The sequence below is a fragment of the Erwinia sp. genome (genome assembly GCF_049696395.1).
Lineage (GTDB): Bacteria > Pseudomonadota > Gammaproteobacteria > Enterobacterales > Enterobacteriaceae > Erwinia.
In genome coordinates this window covers 1-16,437 of record NZ_JBAVTT010000155.1, presented here as the reverse complement: position 1 = coordinate 16,437, position 16,437 = coordinate 1, and the positions used below count along the sequence as shown (strand labels likewise).

Below are 16,437 nucleotides of genomic sequence, written 5' to 3'. Positions count from 1 at the left end.
AGCTACTGGTTTCGGGGAGTTGTCATATAAATAAGTCGTTCGCCGGGCATCATCATGTGGAACTTGTCGCCCGGGTAATTCGCCATAATGTAGTCAACAAAATAGCTGGGGTTATCGCTGTTACAGCTGAACAGGTCGTAATGGCAGGGCAGCAGCAGGTCGCAGCCCAATTGATGATTTAAATCTGCCGCATCGCGGAAGCTCATATTCGGCAGAATGCCCCGTTTCATCCGCGCATAATCGCCGCCGTTGATTGGCAGTACGGCGATATCAGGCTTCAGCCTCGTCACTTCAGCCTGTAATTCCGGCGTAACCAGCGTGTCTCCACTGTGCCAGAACCGAATATCACCACAGGTGATGAAATAGCCGAGATAGCGGTCATGTCCATGCGCGTTGGTGTCATAGTCGCTATGGGCTGCGGCAACCGGCAGCACCTGAAATGCACCGACGTCGAACGCTTCACCTGTTATGGCCGCGCGGATGTTGTTGCTAAGACGGGATCCTTCCTGCACCATCGGCAACGCATCGGGAGAGGGGATCCAGAAGGGTAACAGCGGGGCAATATCTGCCAGAGGGCCGAGTGTTTCACGATCCAGATGGTCGTCATGGAAATGGGTGATCAGTACGGCATCGCATACCGCCAGCGCTTCAGGAGGAAACACCGGAGGGAAACGACGGACAAACTCATTGCCGGGATTATTACGTTCAATCGCATCACTCAGATAAGGATCGATAGCTATCAGATCACCCTGAGCATTTTTCAACACTATTCCCGCCTGACCAAGACTCCAGACCGCCAACATCCCATCGTAAACCTGAGTGGATCGCAGTTCATCAGCCAGTTGCTGGGGTTTACGCAGCGTAAAGCGCATCTGTTCCTCTCCTTTTCCCGTCACTTTCATTGAGGCTGTGAACTTTAATGGAATGCTGTGTTAAGGGCTGGAGAGCGGGTCACAGAACATAGTTAACACTGTTTAGTAAACTGGTTTAAAACGGGTTAACCGACAGAATGATCGTCATTCTGTCGGACTGGCCTGCGAAGAAGGGGTCTGGAAGTGCAAAACGGAATAAATAATCAGCAGATGCGACGCTGGAATAAACAGCTTTTTATGCAGCTGATGTGGCAGCATAAACGGCTGAGTCAGTCGCAACTGGCGCAGCTTAGCGGTCTCTCGATCCCGGCGGCCGGTAAGATATTGCGTGCGTTAATTGAAGAGGGCCGTATCTGGCACTCAGAGCAGCAGCTAAGTAATCGCGGGCAAACCAACGGTAGCTTTCAGCTGCCAGAAGCGGGGGCATGGACACTGTGTATGAGCATCACACCCAGAAGGATTGAGAGCCAGTTGGCCGATGCCCAGCTGGTGGCTCAGGGCGGCTATCAACACAGGGCTATTAGGGTGACCCAGCCGGATGAACTGGTGGCAGAGATAGAAAAGATTTGGCGGCATAATCGCCTTCGCTGGCCGGACCGCGTGATCAACCTTGCACTGGCAATTCACGGGCAGGTCGATCCGGTTACCGGAGTCTCGCAACATATGCCGCAGGCCCCCTGGAAAACACCGATTGAACTGAAATACCTGCTCGAAGAGAAACTGGGCATTCAGGTGCGCGTCGACAACGACTGCGTAATGTTGGCACTGGCAGAAAAGTGGCTGAACAGCAGCCATCAGGCGGATTATTGCGTGATCAATGTCGATTACGGCATTGGTTCGTCTTTCGTGATCAACGGGTTGGTGTATCGCGGTAGCCTGAATGGCAGCGGGCAAATTGGCCATACGATACTCGATCCGAACGGCAAGCTGTGCAGCTGTGGTCGTCAGGGCTGCCTGGAAACCGTCGCCTCACTTTCCGCCTTAAAGCATCAGGCACTGGTACGCCATCCCGATCAGCCAACTCCTTCCACTGCCTCGCTGTTGCAGGCCTGGCAGGAGGGCGAACCATGGATTATGCACTGGGTTAATCAGGCGGCCAAAGCGATAGGAATTAGTTTGTATAACTTTCTGAATATACTGAATATTAATCAAATCTGGCTGTACGGTCGCAGCAGTGCTTTTGGTGAGGCATGGCGTGAAACGCTGATTGATCAAATTGCACTAAACCCGTTTGATCACCGGGACAGCACCAAAAGGAAAGCCACCAATATTCACTTCGGCCGGTTGGATCGCGCCAGTCAGATATTAGGCATTGGGTATTTATATGTTGAAGAGTACTAAGGCCATTGGTGACGGCTCCGAAACCCGCCAGCTTATGCGCTCCTATTGTGCGCCAGACCTCATTTATGAACTACGCTGAAACGGAAGTGCGGGAAAAAAAAATCAAACCTCAACATTGTGTGGTAAGAACTACGGATTTTGAGGCTTTATTCAAGCTCGGTTATAGCCAGCAGCGTCATCCTCCTGGCAACGTATGCGAGAACGGCCTGGCATTGGTCTTCTGGCATATGGCTATCAGTATAAGTATCAATAATAAGCTGATGGTTTTTACCCACCTCGGCAAGCCACTTTTTGGCTAAAGAGGCTTTAATATCCATACCTTCTGCAAGAAGGATAAAATCGGCACCCAGATATTCCCCATAGGCTGAATCCATCCCGGGCGAGCACTCTACATCATTTTCTTCACGCTCGAGAAGAGGCAACGCCAGGTACTCTCCGAATGCCGCAGGGTAGGGCACAACACTGATAAAGTCATAAACCGGCGCCAGGCAGGGAGAACCTTCTTCAGGGAGGATGATGCCAAGGTTACGCAGATGAAAATCATTATTACCCAGCACATAGGCATAAACGATACGTAAGAAAACGTCTCGTTTGCTCTTCAAACTGCTACTGACCGCATTGTTCAGAAATTTTGCGGCTTTCTCATAGCTGACCGCTTTCTTGTTGTTAATGTTGCCGTATTTATCGCCAAGCCCCATTGCGCCATCTAACTGTTCCTGATGCAGTCTCATCTCTGCATCCAGGCGATCGTATCTCTTGATCACAAATGCCAGTTCATCCGGACGGTTTTCATCCTGTTTGAATCGGATCAGGCCAAAGGGAGGAACATCAAATTTCAGGCGTTGCATGACGCACATTGTCGCATGCTCATTTTCCGCTAAATGGGGATATTCCTCTGGAGAGGGTTTTAAAATATAGGTACCGTTGTTGCTGACAACCCTTAGCTCTTCTCCCTCCAGGCGAAGAGACAGCTTGGGTTGATACCCAGAGATACTCATCCCTTTTTGACGTTCAGGAAGCTCTTGAATGAACTGGCTGCGGGTAAAGGGTAGGTTAAGAGCCACTTTTAAGCGACCAAACAGGTGCTTAATCCCTTTTGTTGAATAACCGTTTCTTACCTCTTGATCTTTAAGCAGGTTAAGATTTATCAGGCAGTGTTTTGGATTCATTATGTCATCTCTTTAAGTATGACTGCACCGAGCAAATCATTCCCATTTTGCATCAGCAAACCGAAAAGATCTTTATCATCTATTTTTTGAATTTCAGAATATCGCTTACGCAACCATCCCTCAGGCGCTAATCCCTTGAAGAAGGGATGAAGCTCTTCACTCATATAAGGCTCAGCTCTTACAGGCATGCTCAGAGAGAGGGCGATGCCGACATAATTCGCCTCATAGCAAAAGATAAATCCCGATTCATCTTCACTCAATGTGCCTGCTGGCTTGTTGTAAAGCCAGACGCCTATTTTTCGAGCCATACTTTTATCCCAAGCTCTTTAAGTAATGCGTGAAGGTTGATAGCTTTCGCTGCTGAGGGTTTAGCAACAAGTCTCTTAAACGTTGAGATGGAAACGCCTGTTTGAATGGCCATTTCCTCATAAGTAATGTTCTGTCGTTTGAGTTCACTTGTCAGCAGCCGGGGAAGCAATGAAAACTCCAACAAACTGAGTTGCGGCATCTTTTGAGCGCTACGCACTGATTCTGGCGTGTTCAAAGGGTGAATGTCTGAAGATAACCCACTGAACAGCTGTTGCTTCTCTGACTCAGAAAGGTTTTTTATCAGGGTTCTGATTTCATCAAGGTTCATTTTTGACACTTCCAGAGGTTTCATCAGGGTTATGGTGCCATTTATCCTTGTCGATAGCAATAAAGTGTCATATTTGACACTTAAATGAGCAATGAACTTAAGGAGGGACTTTTAATGCCGAACTTGCATTATAAAGTGTCACTTATGACCTTTTAAGGTTTTCATCAAGTGACGCTCATGTGAGAGCTAAGTCGAAATGGCCCGGCTCAAGCAAAAGAGGCCGCCGCAGGGTAGATGCCCACGAAGGCAGAAAATTAGGTTTCTGCAATCCAGATTTATGTTAAATATCCCGGCGTGCTATGTGAAATCTGCAGGGTCATGGCTCCCGAGTTTATAAAGAATTCACGTAGCGACACCAGTTTACAACCCAAGAATTGAGGGCAGATGCAGATGCAGATGCGGGATGTGATCGTAACGCCGTATGATCCGCAATGGCCAGGCCAGTATGAAGTAGAACGGGTTCGGTTATGCCTGGCGTTGAATTCAGTATTGATAGCCAGTCATCATATCGGCAGCACATCAGTGCCAGGCCTGGCGGCAAAACCCGTGATCGACATTCTGCTGGAAGTCACAGAATTGGGTGAGCTGGATACACACAGCGAGTTGATGGCCGTTGCAGGATACGAAGCTCGAGGTGAAAACGGCATAGCCGGCAGAAGATACTTTATCAAAGGCGGCGACCGACGGAGTCATCAGGTGCATGCGTTCAACGTGGGAGATGAACAAATCTTTACGCATCTGGTGTTCAGAGATTACCTGATTGAAAACCCGAAAGTGGCAGAAGCTTACGCGGAGGTTAAACACATTGCGGCAGCAACGTGCGACATAAAGCGTTATCAGGAACTGAAGCAGGATTTTATCAGCCATCATCTAAAGCAGGCGATGCAAAGGCCGTGAAGCTAAAAAGCGTTCAAAGCCCATGGGCGCTCAAAATGTCAGATTCCACGTGATCTTACCTTGGTTCGCATAATGTATATTATGTTAAATTGCATTTGAGGTATTGAACCACAGACTTCACAGCTCACTCTTTCCCTGCCCACCCAGCCAAACTGACCCTGTCAGGCGTAACACGCTCAAACCGGCCTAATGAGTGATAAACGTTATGTAATCGATAAATTCATATTTTGTGGGTACGTTAGCGTGAGTTTCCACCGTCTGGTCTCTCCTCTGGTCACCCCGCTCCACATTTTTGTGAAGTATCCCTAATATTTCGTCTTTCAACCCTCAAACTTTTCGCGCTGCTGCCGATATCAGTTTAAGTACAGGCATTGGTGTGCCTGTCATAAATCTTGTCAGAACATCAGGAAAGCTACACACAATTCATCCCAGCCTGCGCACCTGGTGCGTCAAGAGATACAGTCCTTCACCCAATACTGGGGAATGATTAAGTGTCCTGCGGGAAAACAATGCATCCCACTGTGGGCTTGCCGAACAGTATTCAGATGCCAGGGTCGTGGCCAGTTTCAATTAGCCACTACAACACCCGCCCGCAGCTGGATCATTGAGTATTGATAACTTCCTGAGGTGTTCTATGTTTGGTGTGAAAAAATCGAGTTTTTCTCTGCCCTCGTCCAAAAGTAACAGCATCGCCCGTGATATCAATGCGATCAAACAGCACGTAGCCTGGATCGAGTTTTTACCTGATGGAGAGATCCTCAGCGCCAATGAGCAGTTTCTAGAGGTTACTGGCTACGACCTGAGTGAGATTCAGGGCAAGCATCACCGTATTTTCTGCAAACCTGAGTACGCCCATTCAGCCGATTATCGTGCATTCTGGCAGACTCTGGCTACTGGCGAGTCGGTAACGGGGATCTTTGAACGCTTCAGCAAAGCGCACCAGCGTTTTTATCTCAGTGCGACCTATTTCCCGGTCACTGATGATAAAGGTGTGGTGTATAAAGTCATTAAGGTTGCCAGCGATATTACCGCACGGCACCATGAACTAGAGCAAAAAGAAGCCGTTATCACCGCACTGGATCTTTCCATGGCGGTCATTGAATTTACGCCTGAGGGTAAAATCCTTACGGCCAATAACAATTTCCTTAGCCATATGGGATACAAGTTATCTGATATCGTCGGTCAGCATCACCGTATCTTTTGCTATGAAAGCTTTTATCGCGAAAACCCCGACTTCTGGCAGAAAATTGGCAAAGGCCAGCACTTCGTGGGCCGCTTCGAACGTAAAACGGCCAGCGGTGAGCGCATCTGGTTAGAAGCCAGTTATAACCCAGTCTTCGATACTGATGGCCGTGTTGGTAAGGTTATCAAGATCGCTTCGGACATCACCACTCGCGTTGAAGCAGCGAAACGCGTGGCAGATATCGCGGTGACCACCTCCGAGCAAACCTCTCAAATTACCCATAACGCCAACGAAGTGCTGGAGGAGACGGTTCGTAACTCCGGGCTGGTTGCCGTTCAGGTGAACGCCGCAACCGAGATTGGCGCGCAGCTGAATGCTTCGGCAAAAAGTATCAGTGAAGTGGTCGATACTATCAACGTCATTGCCGCGCAAACCAACATTCTGGCACTGAATGCGGCGATAGAATCAGCCAGAGCTGGCGAAGCTGGGCGCGGGTTTAGCGTAGTTGCCGCTGAAGTTCGCCGGCTTGCTGCCTCAACGGCCAGCGCCACGCAAAAAATCACCTCGGTGGTGGAAGTGAACGCCGATTTGATTCAGCAGATGTATAAACAGTTGGATGCGGTGAAACAGTTTGTACTCACCGAACAGGATAAGATCACCGATCTTTCGCGTAGCCTGAAGGAAATTAATAGCGGTGTTAGCCAGTTCGTTAGCGTCATTCATCGGCTGGATGTGTGATCGCGCTACGTGAATTCTGCATTGCTATCAAGGTCATGGCCTTGCAGAATTCACGTAGGAAGGGCAAAAAAAGAGGGCATAAAGGGTTATCAGCGCCCTTTCCTTCTGAATTCTAGCCAGACCGGACGTTATTCAACTCCGGCAATCCGCTTAAGCTCTTCCTGTGCACCAGGCGCTACGGCCAGTACTTTTGCGCCTTTCGTTAAACGGTCACCTTCGGTATTAAACGGTAAATACCAGCCGCCAGCCTCTTTCACCAGACAATAACCGGCCAGACAATCCCACGCATGCATATAGGGTTCGAAATAGCCGACCACACGTCCGGCTGCCACCCAGGCCAGCATTAACGCGCCAGACCCGATGCGGATAAAGTTGCCGCCTGCTGCCAGCAATCCGCTTAGCAACTCGCCGACTTCCTGCGGCGTAACATAACTGTTAGCACCAAAACCAACCACATGATTTTGCAATGTTCTGTTGGGATCAACCTGGAGAACCGACCCGTTTAACGTCGCACCTTTTCCGGTTGCAGCAAGGTAACATTCATCGAAACACGGCGCGTAAATAACCCCAATCACCGGTTCACCCTGGAATAACACCGCGACAGAGACGCACCAGTTTGGCATGCCATTCAGAAATGGGCTGGTGCCATCAATAGGATCAACGACCCAGGTAAACCCTGAAGTACCGGGTTGTAAGCCTGTTTCCTCACCAAGAAAACCATCGTTGGCAAACTGTGCACGAATTTGCTGATCGATCATTTGCTCGACTTCCCGGTCGGCTATGGAGACAACATCCTGCAAATCTTTCTTGGTTTCAATGACTAAACTTTCACGCTGGTTAAACCAACGCAGGGCCAGCGCGCCGCCCGTTCTTGCTGTTTTCTCTGCCAGTGCCAGGCGCTCCATCAAAGCGCCATTCTCTAAATCAGTCATATTTTTTCCTTACATCCAGGTTTAAGGGGCAATCAGCGCCAGACCTTGCGGTTTAAAATCCAGCTTAACTTGAGCAGCAAGCGGTAACCTCTGGTCCATTTGCGTATCGACAATAAATACTGCACCGAGGGGGGTTTTCACCTCGTATTCAATATGATCGCCCAGCCAGGTCGCATGAATAATTTCGCCGTCCAGCGCACCTTCACCAGTAGGACATACCGTGATGAACTGCGGGCGAACCGACAGCTGGGCAGTGCCCGGCCTTACGCCATTTCCCTGCACGCGATAACGCTGGCTGCCCAATCGAATCAAGGCATTATCCCCCTCCAATGTTTCAACTTCACAAGGCAAAATATTGGCCTCCCCCATAAAATCGGCGATGAACACCGAGTTTGGCGAACGATACAGGGTTTCAGGCGCGCCTTGCTGGGCAATTTTGCCTTCCTGCATCACGATGATTTTATCGGAAACGGCCAGCGCTTCTTCCTGATCGTGCGTGACATAAACTGCCGTAAAGCCAAGACGTTGCTGAAGGTCCCGGATATCGGTTCGCACGCGGCGGCGTAATCGTTCATCCAGATTGGAAAGAGGTTCGTCCAGCAACAGCACCTGGGGTTCCAGTACCAGCGCTCGTGCTACCGCTATACGCTGTTGCTGTCCGCCTGAAAGTTCAGAAGGCAGTCGTTGTCCCTGTTGCTCCAGACCGATCATCTTCAACCCTTCTCTTGCGCGATCCTGGGCTTCCTTCTTGTTCATACCACCAGCCAGCAATCCATACATGACGTTGTCCAACGCAGTCATATGCGGGAACAGCGCGTAAGACTGAAAGACCATCGCCACATCACGCTCATTAGCCGGCAAATTGGTCACGTCTTTACCACTGATCCTGATAGTGCCGGAAGTGGGATGTTCCAGCCCGGCGAGCAGGCGCAGCGTGGTCGTTTTGCCGCAGCCAGAGGGGCCAAGTAGCGTTACCAGCGTCCCCGCCTCCACCGTTAAACTGAGGTCGGGCACGGCTGAAAATCCGGCAAAGCGCTTCGAGACATGTTCGAAAACAACGGTTCCTGCTTTTAAAGCGCTCATACAGCATTCTCCTGGGTTAATGCAGAGGTAGAGGGTGAAACCGCAGCCACCTGTGTGGGTTTGGTTGCCCTGCCCAGCCGACGTTCGCCGACCAGCAACTGGAACAGCGCAATGATCGCCAGCATGACAACAATCAGCACGGAGGAATACGCAATAGCTACGCCGTATTCACCGTTCTCGACCAGCCCGACAATGTACGAGGTCGCCATGTTGTACTGCGCGCTGACCAGAAAAATCACAGCACTGATCGAGGTGATCGCGCGGACGAAGGCATACACCAGCGCAGCACTGATGGCCGGTTTCAGCAACGGTAAGACCACTTTTCTTAGCGTGCGAAAGCTGCTGGCACCCAGAGTTAAAGAGGCTTCATCAAGGCTTTGGTCCAGTTGACTCATCGCGGCGATGCCCCCCCGAACACCGACAGGCATATTGCGGAAGACAAAGCAGACAATGAGGATTAACGCTGTGCCGGTAATTTCTAACGGAGGCAAGTTATAGGCCATCACATAGCTAACGCCAATCACCGTGCCTGGGATAGCAAAGCTCAGCATCAGCGCGAATTCAAACGCCTGGCGACCAGCAAACTTCTGCCGAACAATCAGCCAGGCCGTTAACAGCCCCACGATGGCGGTCAGAGGTGCGGCGATCAGCGCAATTTCCAGCGTGGTCCAGAAAGAGTTCCAGGCAACACCGCTCCAGAGCAGATGCCCGTCCTGCAAGGTGATGCTGAATGCACGGATGTAATGTTCCAGCGTCAGGTTATTGTTCAACCCCCAGGACTGAACAAAGCCACCAATCATGATCATGCCGTAGATCACCAGCGTGAACAGTCCCCAGGGAATGACTAAGCCATACACGCCGAAACGCATCGGTTTAGGCAATTGCGCATGACGGCCTCCGTCCCCTTTGCCAGTCACCGTGGCAAAACTTTTACCAGAGAGCCAAACGCGTTGAATAATGAAGGCGCATAAAGTGAAACAAAGCAGGATCATTGCCAGCACCGCCGCCCGACTGGGATCATTCTGCGCACCGACCACCGAGAAGAAAATTTCGGTAGAAAGTACGCCGTGGCTGCCACCCAGCACCATAGGATTACCGAAATCCGCCATGCTCTCGATAAAACTGATCAGAAAGGCGTTGGCCAGGCCGGGTGCCATCAGCGGCAGCGAAACACGAGAAAAGGTCTGCCAGCGGTTGCCTCTCAGGGTTTGCGAAGCCTCTTCCAGTGAGGGACTGATACCTTCGACCACGCCGATCAGTACCATAAAAGCGACCGGCGTGAAGGACAGCACCTGGGCGATCCAAATGCCCGTCATGCCATACAACCAGCGTCCCGGCTCAATGCCAAAAAGCGCAGCAAGCTGCGTGGTAACCACACCAGAACGGCCAAATAGCAGGATCAGAGCCAGACCGATAACAAAGGGGGGCGTAATGATCGGCAGGATGGTCAGCATCCGCAGCGCTTTTTTACAGGGCAATCCCGTACGCGTGACGGCCAGCGCAAAAGCTAATCCCAGCAGCGTTGAACCGGTGGCCGTCATAAGTGCCAGCATCAGCGTGCGCCAGGCAGTACCACAAGTTCCCCCTGTCAAACAGGACAGACTCCAGATTGCTGGATCCTGAATATTGCTGATCAGCCCATCAGGTTTAAAGCTACCGTCCACATCCTGCACCGAGGCAACGAACAGGCTCAGCACCGGATACAGAACAAATGTGCTGACCAGAGCAACCAACATCACAATGGAGGTCACCACAAAGGCATCGCCCTTCAGCACGCCGCGCTCAGCTAAAGCAAAAGAGAACAGCAGCAGGAAGGTGGTGAGCATCAGGATTCCCCCTGCGCCAAACGCCGGTTGCCCCTGCGCCAGCGGCCCAAAAGAATTTTCCAGCCACATCCAGTTCCAGCCGCTATAGCCGATCGCATGACCTTCAAGGATCATAAAGAGGATGCCGGCAGCGCTGACGGCCAGTAACAGAGCACTTCGTGCCCCGCTGTTTTTGATTAACCCACTCAACGCAGCCAGGCCAAACAATGTCACAATCACCGCCAGCCAGGGATGCAGATGAGACAGCATTTGCCACAGTCCAGGTGCTGACGTCTCATCGCTCCAGAGTGTGGTCAGCCAGCCAAACTGGAAGAAACCCGCTTCCAGACTGTACCAGGGCAAGACTGTTAGCGCTATTGCTCCAAGGCTCAGCGCGCCGACTAATCGCCGGTTATTTGTATTCATTCAACACCTCGACCTGAGCTACAGGCTGAAGCGGACGTCAGGCGTTAGCCACCGCTGTTGGTTTAGGCTGCCGGGCACCCCCAGCAACGTGGAGTTATTGGGCGCTTGAACCAATTTCCTTATCCCAGCGCCCCAGCAGCGCTTTGCGTTTGGCAGTGTCACCGTAGGTTTTGAAATCGTAATCAATCAGCTTGATATTCTCGAAGCGAGGCGCGTATTCAGAGATCTCAGCTTTGGTGTTTGAAGGGAGCTGGAAAGATTTGGCTTCTTTCATGTGCGACTGAGCTTCTGCACTCAACGCCCAGTCATACCAGGCTTTGGCACTGGCCAGATTACGTGCGCCCTTCACTATCGACATTGAGCCAATCTCATAGCCGGTTCCTTCACAAGGCGCGACCGTTTTCACCGGGAAACCCTCCACTTCCATGGCTACGGCATCATGCATAAAAACGATGCCTACGGTGGTTTCACCCCGAGCAGCGGCTTTCACCGGTGCAGAACCGGATTTGGTATATTGCGAGATATTGTCATTGAGTTTTTTCAGGTAATCGAATGCCTTGTCTTCACCCATAATCTGTACCAGCGTGGCTAATGCGTTATAGGCCGTGCCGGAGGAATTTGGGTTAGCAATTTGGATCTCGCCCTTAAATTCCGGGTTAAGCAGATCCGCCCAACAGGCTGGCGCCTTCATTTTCTTCTCAGCGAGTAACCTGGTGTTGTAGCCCCAGCCCAACGCACCGGCGTAGATCCCAACGGTTCGATAACCAGAAATTTCAGCCTGCTTTTGTGCCCAGTCATGTTGCTGAGGCAAAAGCGGCGATTTATAGATCTGGGTCAGCCCTTCTGATGCGGCCTGCATATGCGGGTCTCCCGTGCCTGCCCACCAGATATCTGTCCGGGGATTTCGGGCCTCACTGCGCAGACGAGCATAGGCTTCCCCGGCTGAAAGCCTGACCATGCTGACCTTAATATCAGGATGAGATTGGCTGAAAAGAGTGGTCATATGCTCGCATACCACCACATCGGCAGAACAAATCATATTCAGGTTCCCGGCCGCGCTGGCAGCCAGCGAGAAGCTTGATCCACAAAATGCCATGGCGGTGATCAACAAGGTGTGACGCATAGGTGTTCTCCTTGATTGTTATTTCTGATGCTGATAAAACAACTATCTTGCACATGTGTGCAAAGTAATAGAGTACATAAAATAGCCCGTCAATCGCCTTGATTCGAAATTGGCTGGTAGTGTCACAAAATTGCAACATAACGCCACTCTTTCATTTTGCACACTTGTGCAAGTGCGTCATAGTCATTCAGGTTCTGTTGTCAGGGGGAGAGAAAATGTGAGCCAGGGTAAAACGGGAATCAATGCGTATGATGTTGCGCTGCGTGCGGGTGTGTCCCGGTCTGCGGTTTCGCGCACCTTTACGCCCGGGGCCAGCGTGTCTGAAAGTACTCGGTTACGCGTAATGAAAGCGGCGGAAGAGCTGGGCTATCATGTGAATCATCTGGCCCGCAGCCTGGTCAGCAATCGCAGCGGCATCGTTTGCCTGATTGTTTCTGATGTGGCTACGCCCTACCGCGCCAGCCTGGTCAGTTGGCTGACCCATTTTCTGCAGGAAGCCGGCAAAGTGGCGATGATCATTAACACAGACCTTTCAGACAACAGCGTCTCGTCTGCTCTACAGCAGGCGATCAATTTCAGAGCCGATGCCTCTATTATCCTCTCCGGTATGCCTGACAGTGGCATCACGCAACTCTGTTATAAGCACGGTCAGCATCTGATTTTAATTAACCGTGATGAGTCCCTTCCCGGCTCGCTGAGCATCAATCTGGACTCCAGCAAAACAGCAGAAACGGCATTAAGAGCTTTTTTGCGTGCAGGATGTCGCCATCTGGCTTTTGCTAATTCACTGGCTGGCACACCAAGCCTGATGAAAAGAGAGAAAGATTTTCTGGCCGCAGCAGAACGCGTTGGGGTGACTGTGGAGGTGGAACGTTTCGGCACCACCTCTTATGAGAGCGGGCAGATTTTAGCGCATCGCCTTCTTACCCGTCAGAACCGACCTGATGCCGTATTTTGCGTCACTGATTTAGTTGCCTGTGGCTTTATGGATGAAGCGAGAACCCGTTTCGGGTTACGCATTCCGGAAGATCTGTGTATTGTTGGCTACGATAATATTGCGCAAAGCGGCTGGTCGTCCTACAACCTCACTACCTTCGCTCCGCCGATGGAAAACTTTTCCCGCGACGCGGTGCAATGGCTGGTCGACCAGGAAAGAAACAGTAATGAACTGAACCCTCGCGTTGATCAACCCAGCGACAAATGCCTCTATGAGGCAAGCGTAGTGTGGCGAGGATCGGTACGTGGGGGCTAATCAACACACTCTCCAGAGGTCGTCATGTCAGACATTAAGTCAGCTAAGTGCCATTGTGGTTCAGTCGTGTTTGAGGTGGAACTCATTGATGGGTTCAATAATGTGCTTCGCTGTAACTGTTCCTTGTGCAGTATGCGTGGCGCGGTGATGGCCATGGGCAAACGGGTAGAAGTGCTCAAAGGACAGGAAAAACTGACGGAGTACCGTTTCAACTCGGGCGAAGCCGCGCATTTCTTCTGTGCTGATTGCGGCGTTTATACCTTCCACCAGCGCCGCTCTAATCCTGAACTGTATGGTATTAATGTGGCCTGCATTGAAGGCGCTTCTCCCTTCGATTTTGCCTCTGTCCCCGTCTCTGATGGCATTAATCATCCGAAAGATGGTGGTGCTGGCGGCATTGCGGGCTATATCTCCTATACGCCTGAGTAAGAGCTGCCAGTCATCGGGTGTCTCTGAGGCACCTGATTAGGTTAAGATACGGCATCTTTTCAAGTAATTATCCGATAAGCAGGGAGCCTGTCATCACCTCTATTAACCGTTCTTCTCCGGTCACGAAGGTCAGAAAATTAAGCACGCTTGCGCTGGTTGGCACCGCTTTGCTGCTGGCCAGCTGCTCCTCCGAGCCGCCAAAATCGCTGGTCACTCCCTTCCCTCAGGTCGCTAAGCAGCCTGTGCCGGTTAAGCCACAACAGCAGCAGGAACCGGTTCGCGGAGTCTGGCTGACGACAGTTTCACGCCTGGACTGGCCGCCAGTCTCCTCAGTCAATGGCAGCAGTGCTGCCCTGCGCATCAGCCAGCAGCAGCAGGCCATGAAGGACAAGCTGGATAAACTGAAAAGCCTTGGGATCAATACTGTCTTCTTCCAGGTAAAACCGGATGGCACCGCGCTGTGGCCCTCAAAGATTTTGCCCTGGTCAGATATGCTGACAGGCAAGATTGGTGAGGATCCGGGTTACGATCCCCTGCAATTTATGCTCGATGAAGCGCACAAGCGTGGCATCAAGGTTCATGTGTGGTTCAATCCGTATCGCGTTTCTGTGAACACCAAACCCTCAACCGTTGCAGAACTGAACCGCACGGTGTCGCTGCATCCGGCAAGTGTCTTTGTGCTGCATCCCGATTGGGTGCGGACATCAGGCGACCGCTTCGTGCTCGATCCTGGTATCCCGGCCGCACGCGACTGGATCACCAGCATTGTTGCCGAAGTGGTGGCGCGTTATCCACTAGATGGCGTGCAGTTTGATGATTACTTCTATACCGAATCCCCAGGCTCGGCGCTGAACGACAGTAAAACGTTCAAAGAATACGGTCAGGGATTTGCGTCCAAAGCCGACTGGCGGCGACACAATACCGAGTTGCTGATCGAACAGGTTTCGCGCACTATTAAGCAGCTGAAGCCGGATGTTCAGTTTGGCGTCAGCCCTGCCGGAGTCTGGCGGAATATTTCACATGACCCGGCGGGTTCCAACACGCGCGGAGCCGCCGCGTATGACGAGTCCTATGCGGATACCCGCCGCTGGGTGCAGCAAGGCTGGCTGGATTACATTGCTCCGCAGCTTTACTGGCCGTTCGAACGTGATGCCGCCCGGTATGATGTGCTGGCAAACTGGTGGGCAAACGTAGTGAAAAACACCAAAACCAGGCTCTATATCGGCGTAGCGCTGTATAAAGTCGGCGAACCTTCAAAGATGGAGCCGGACTGGATGGTAGAAGGTGGCGTGCCGGAGTTGAAAAAGCAGCTCGATTTGAATGAGTCCGTGCCACAGATTAGCGGCACGATCCTGTTCAGGGAGAACTACCTTAATCAACCTCAGACGCAGGAAGCGGTCAATTATTTGAGAACCCGCTGGGGAAGCTAGCTGTCTTTGATCGGTTCAGGCGGGAATGCCACAGGTGTTCCCGCTGACAGAGACTCAGAATTGATCGGCCAGCAAGGTCCAGGCGCTGGGATGCTGTTCAAATCCGATTTTTGGATAGTATTCTACGGCCAGCGGTGCCGCCAGCAGGATAACCCGGCACTTAGGATGCAGCTGCGCGGCCGTAACGGAGATCAGTTTTTTACCCAGTCCGGCTTTCTGCACCGTTTCTGACACGGCCAGATCGGACAGATAGCAGCAGAAGCTGAAATCGGTAAGCGAACGGGCTACGCCAACCAGCTTATCCCCACTCCACGCGGTCACCAGCAGATTACTGTGTTTAAGCATGTCCGCGATGCGATCCTGTTCTGCGATCGGCCTTCTGTCCCCTAATGACGTCTCCTTCAGCAAGCTGATGAACTGCGCTTCACTGATGGGTTCGTTAACTTTGTAGCTGATCTCTACTTCTGACATGCCGGGATCTCCTGCTCTTAAGGGCTATCGGGGGCGAAGAATCACTTTATCCTGCCAGAGTGCCTCGAGGCTATTTGATTTTTCTGGTGAATAGCAGAGTGACATTCTTATCCCGAATCACCACATTCCCTTCTCTTGTGTCGCTAAACGCAGCCGGGCATACTGACAACCCCGCGTTGAGCGGCAGAGTAGTAAGGAGAATCACAGTGGAACAGCCGGTCAGTCATCAAGACTATTTTCAGCAAACCTTCGATAAGCTGGACCTCACTTCAGCCTGTCTGGAAAGCACTCGCTTTGAAGAGTGCGTGTTCAATAACTGCAACCTCACCTCTGCCCAACTCACCCGCTGCAAGTTCAGCCAGTGCACCTTTAACCACTGCAACCTCAGCGTGATGGGCGTTGCCTGGTCTACATTCTATGAAGTCGCCTTTACTGACTGCAAGCTCAGTGGCATTGACTGGACGCGTGCACAGTGGCCCACGTTTAATCTTGATCCCGAACTGCAATTTACCCGCTGCATGTTAACCAATGCCACCTTTCAGGGGCTGAAGTTAAATGGCTTGAAGCTGGATGAGTGCAAATTGCATGACGTGGATTTCAGAGAGTGCGATCTGGCTAACGCCACGATCACCGGCTGCGATCTGGCCGG

General features: G+C 51.6%; 16 protein-coding genes. 7 read left to right on the top strand and 9 right to left on the bottom strand.

Annotation, left to right across the window (positions count from 1 at the left end):
* Positions 1-2 precede the first annotated feature (2 nt).
* Positions 3-872, bottom strand: a complete 870-nt coding sequence (locus tag WCC56_RS18715) for an MBL fold metallo-hydrolase (RefSeq protein ID WP_424693827.1) — start codon at positions 870-872, stop codon at positions 3-5.
* A 210-nt stretch (positions 873-1,082) separates the two neighbouring features.
* Between WCC56_RS18715 and WCC56_RS18710 the strand changes: the two genes are divergently transcribed.
* On the top strand, positions 1,083-2,213 hold the full coding sequence (locus WCC56_RS18710; protein WP_424693853.1) for an ROK family transcriptional regulator: 1,131 nt from the start codon (positions 1,083-1,085) through the stop codon (positions 2,211-2,213).
* 146 nt (positions 2,214-2,359) lie between these two features.
* On the opposite strand, the gene WCC56_RS18705 is transcribed toward WCC56_RS18710, so the two are convergent.
* The 3 genes from WCC56_RS18705 to WCC56_RS18695 are packed head-to-tail and all read right to left on the bottom strand — an operon-like array spanning position 2,360 to position 4,019.
* Positions 2,360-3,382, bottom strand: a complete 1,023-nt coding sequence (locus WCC56_RS18705; RefSeq protein ID WP_424693826.1) for a HipA domain-containing protein — start codon at positions 3,380-3,382, stop codon at positions 2,360-2,362.
* A complete protein-coding gene (locus tag WCC56_RS18700) occupies positions 3,382-3,690 on the bottom strand; it encodes a HipA N-terminal domain-containing protein (protein WP_424693825.1) in 309 nt (102 codons plus the stop codon). The genes WCC56_RS18705 and WCC56_RS18700 overlap by 1 nt, the downstream gene beginning before the upstream one ends.
* On the bottom strand, positions 3,675-4,019 hold the full coding sequence (locus WCC56_RS18695; protein ID WP_424693824.1) for an XRE family transcriptional regulator: 345 nt from the start codon (positions 4,017-4,019) through the stop codon (positions 3,675-3,677). Before WCC56_RS18695 ends, WCC56_RS18700 begins: the two co-directional genes overlap by 16 nt.
* Before the next feature lie 390 nt (positions 4,020-4,409).
* Between WCC56_RS18695 and WCC56_RS18690 the strand changes: the two genes are divergently transcribed.
* Positions 4,410-4,916 carry a GrpB family protein gene (locus tag WCC56_RS18690; RefSeq protein ID WP_424693852.1) on the top strand — a complete coding sequence of 169 codons (507 nt, stop codon included), beginning with the start codon at positions 4,410-4,412 and terminating at the stop codon, positions 4,914-4,916.
* A 634-nt stretch (positions 4,917-5,550) separates the two neighbouring features.
* Positions 5,551-6,837: a methyl-accepting chemotaxis protein gene (locus WCC56_RS18685; RefSeq protein ID WP_424693823.1), complete on the top strand. Its 1,287-nt coding sequence runs from the start codon at positions 5,551-5,553 to the stop codon at positions 6,835-6,837.
* 128 nt (positions 6,838-6,965) lie between these two features.
* Here WCC56_RS18685 and WCC56_RS18680 read toward each other — a convergent pair whose 3' ends face one another.
* The 4 genes from WCC56_RS18680 to WCC56_RS18665 all read right to left on the bottom strand — a co-directional run bounded on the left by WCC56_RS18680 (position 6,966) and on the right by WCC56_RS18665 (position 12,206).
* A complete protein-coding gene (locus tag WCC56_RS18680) occupies positions 6,966-7,769 on the bottom strand; it encodes an inositol monophosphatase family protein (protein WP_424693822.1) in 804 nt (267 codons plus the stop codon).
* Between the two features lie 21 nt (positions 7,770-7,790).
* On the bottom strand, positions 7,791-8,852 hold the full coding sequence (locus WCC56_RS18675; protein ID WP_424693821.1) for an ABC transporter ATP-binding protein: 1,062 nt from the start codon (positions 8,850-8,852) through the stop codon (positions 7,791-7,793).
* On the bottom strand, positions 8,849-11,083 hold the full coding sequence (locus tag WCC56_RS18670) for an ABC transporter permease (protein ID WP_424693820.1): 2,235 nt from the start codon (positions 11,081-11,083) through the stop codon (positions 8,849-8,851). Before WCC56_RS18670 ends, WCC56_RS18675 begins: the two co-directional genes overlap by 4 nt.
* Positions 11,084-11,177: 94 nt before the next feature.
* Positions 11,178-12,206 carry an ABC transporter substrate-binding protein gene (locus tag WCC56_RS18665; RefSeq protein ID WP_424693819.1) on the bottom strand — a complete coding sequence of 343 codons (1,029 nt, stop codon included), beginning with the start codon at positions 12,204-12,206 and terminating at the stop codon, positions 11,178-11,180.
* Positions 12,207-12,423: 217 nt separating this feature from the next.
* Here WCC56_RS18665 and WCC56_RS18660 point away from each other — a divergent pair, with 217 nt between their 5' ends.
* From WCC56_RS18660 to WCC56_RS18650, 3 genes are all read left to right on the top strand, one after another.
* Entirely contained in the window at positions 12,424-13,458 is a 1,035-nt protein-coding gene (locus tag WCC56_RS18660) for a LacI family DNA-binding transcriptional regulator (RefSeq protein WP_424693818.1), read from the top strand.
* A 24-nt stretch (positions 13,459-13,482) separates the two neighbouring features.
* Positions 13,483-13,887, top strand: coding sequence for a GFA family protein (locus tag WCC56_RS18655; protein ID WP_424693817.1), 405 nt, complete (start codon positions 13,483-13,485; stop codon positions 13,885-13,887).
* 101 nt (positions 13,888-13,988) lie between these two features.
* Positions 13,989-15,317, top strand: coding sequence for a glycoside hydrolase family 10 protein (locus WCC56_RS18650; protein WP_424693851.1), 1,329 nt, complete (start codon positions 13,989-13,991; stop codon positions 15,315-15,317).
* Between the two features lie 54 nt (positions 15,318-15,371).
* Here the strand turns inward: WCC56_RS18650 and WCC56_RS18645 are convergent, their stop codons facing one another.
* A complete protein-coding gene (locus tag WCC56_RS18645) occupies positions 15,372-15,788 on the bottom strand; it encodes a GNAT family N-acetyltransferase (RefSeq protein ID WP_424693816.1) in 417 nt (138 codons plus the stop codon).
* Positions 15,789-15,994: 206 nt separating this feature from the next.
* Here WCC56_RS18645 and WCC56_RS18640 point away from each other — a divergent pair.
* Positions 15,995-16,437: pentapeptide repeat-containing protein (locus WCC56_RS18640; RefSeq protein WP_424693815.1), on the top strand; the 443-nt coding region annotated here is incomplete at its 3' end.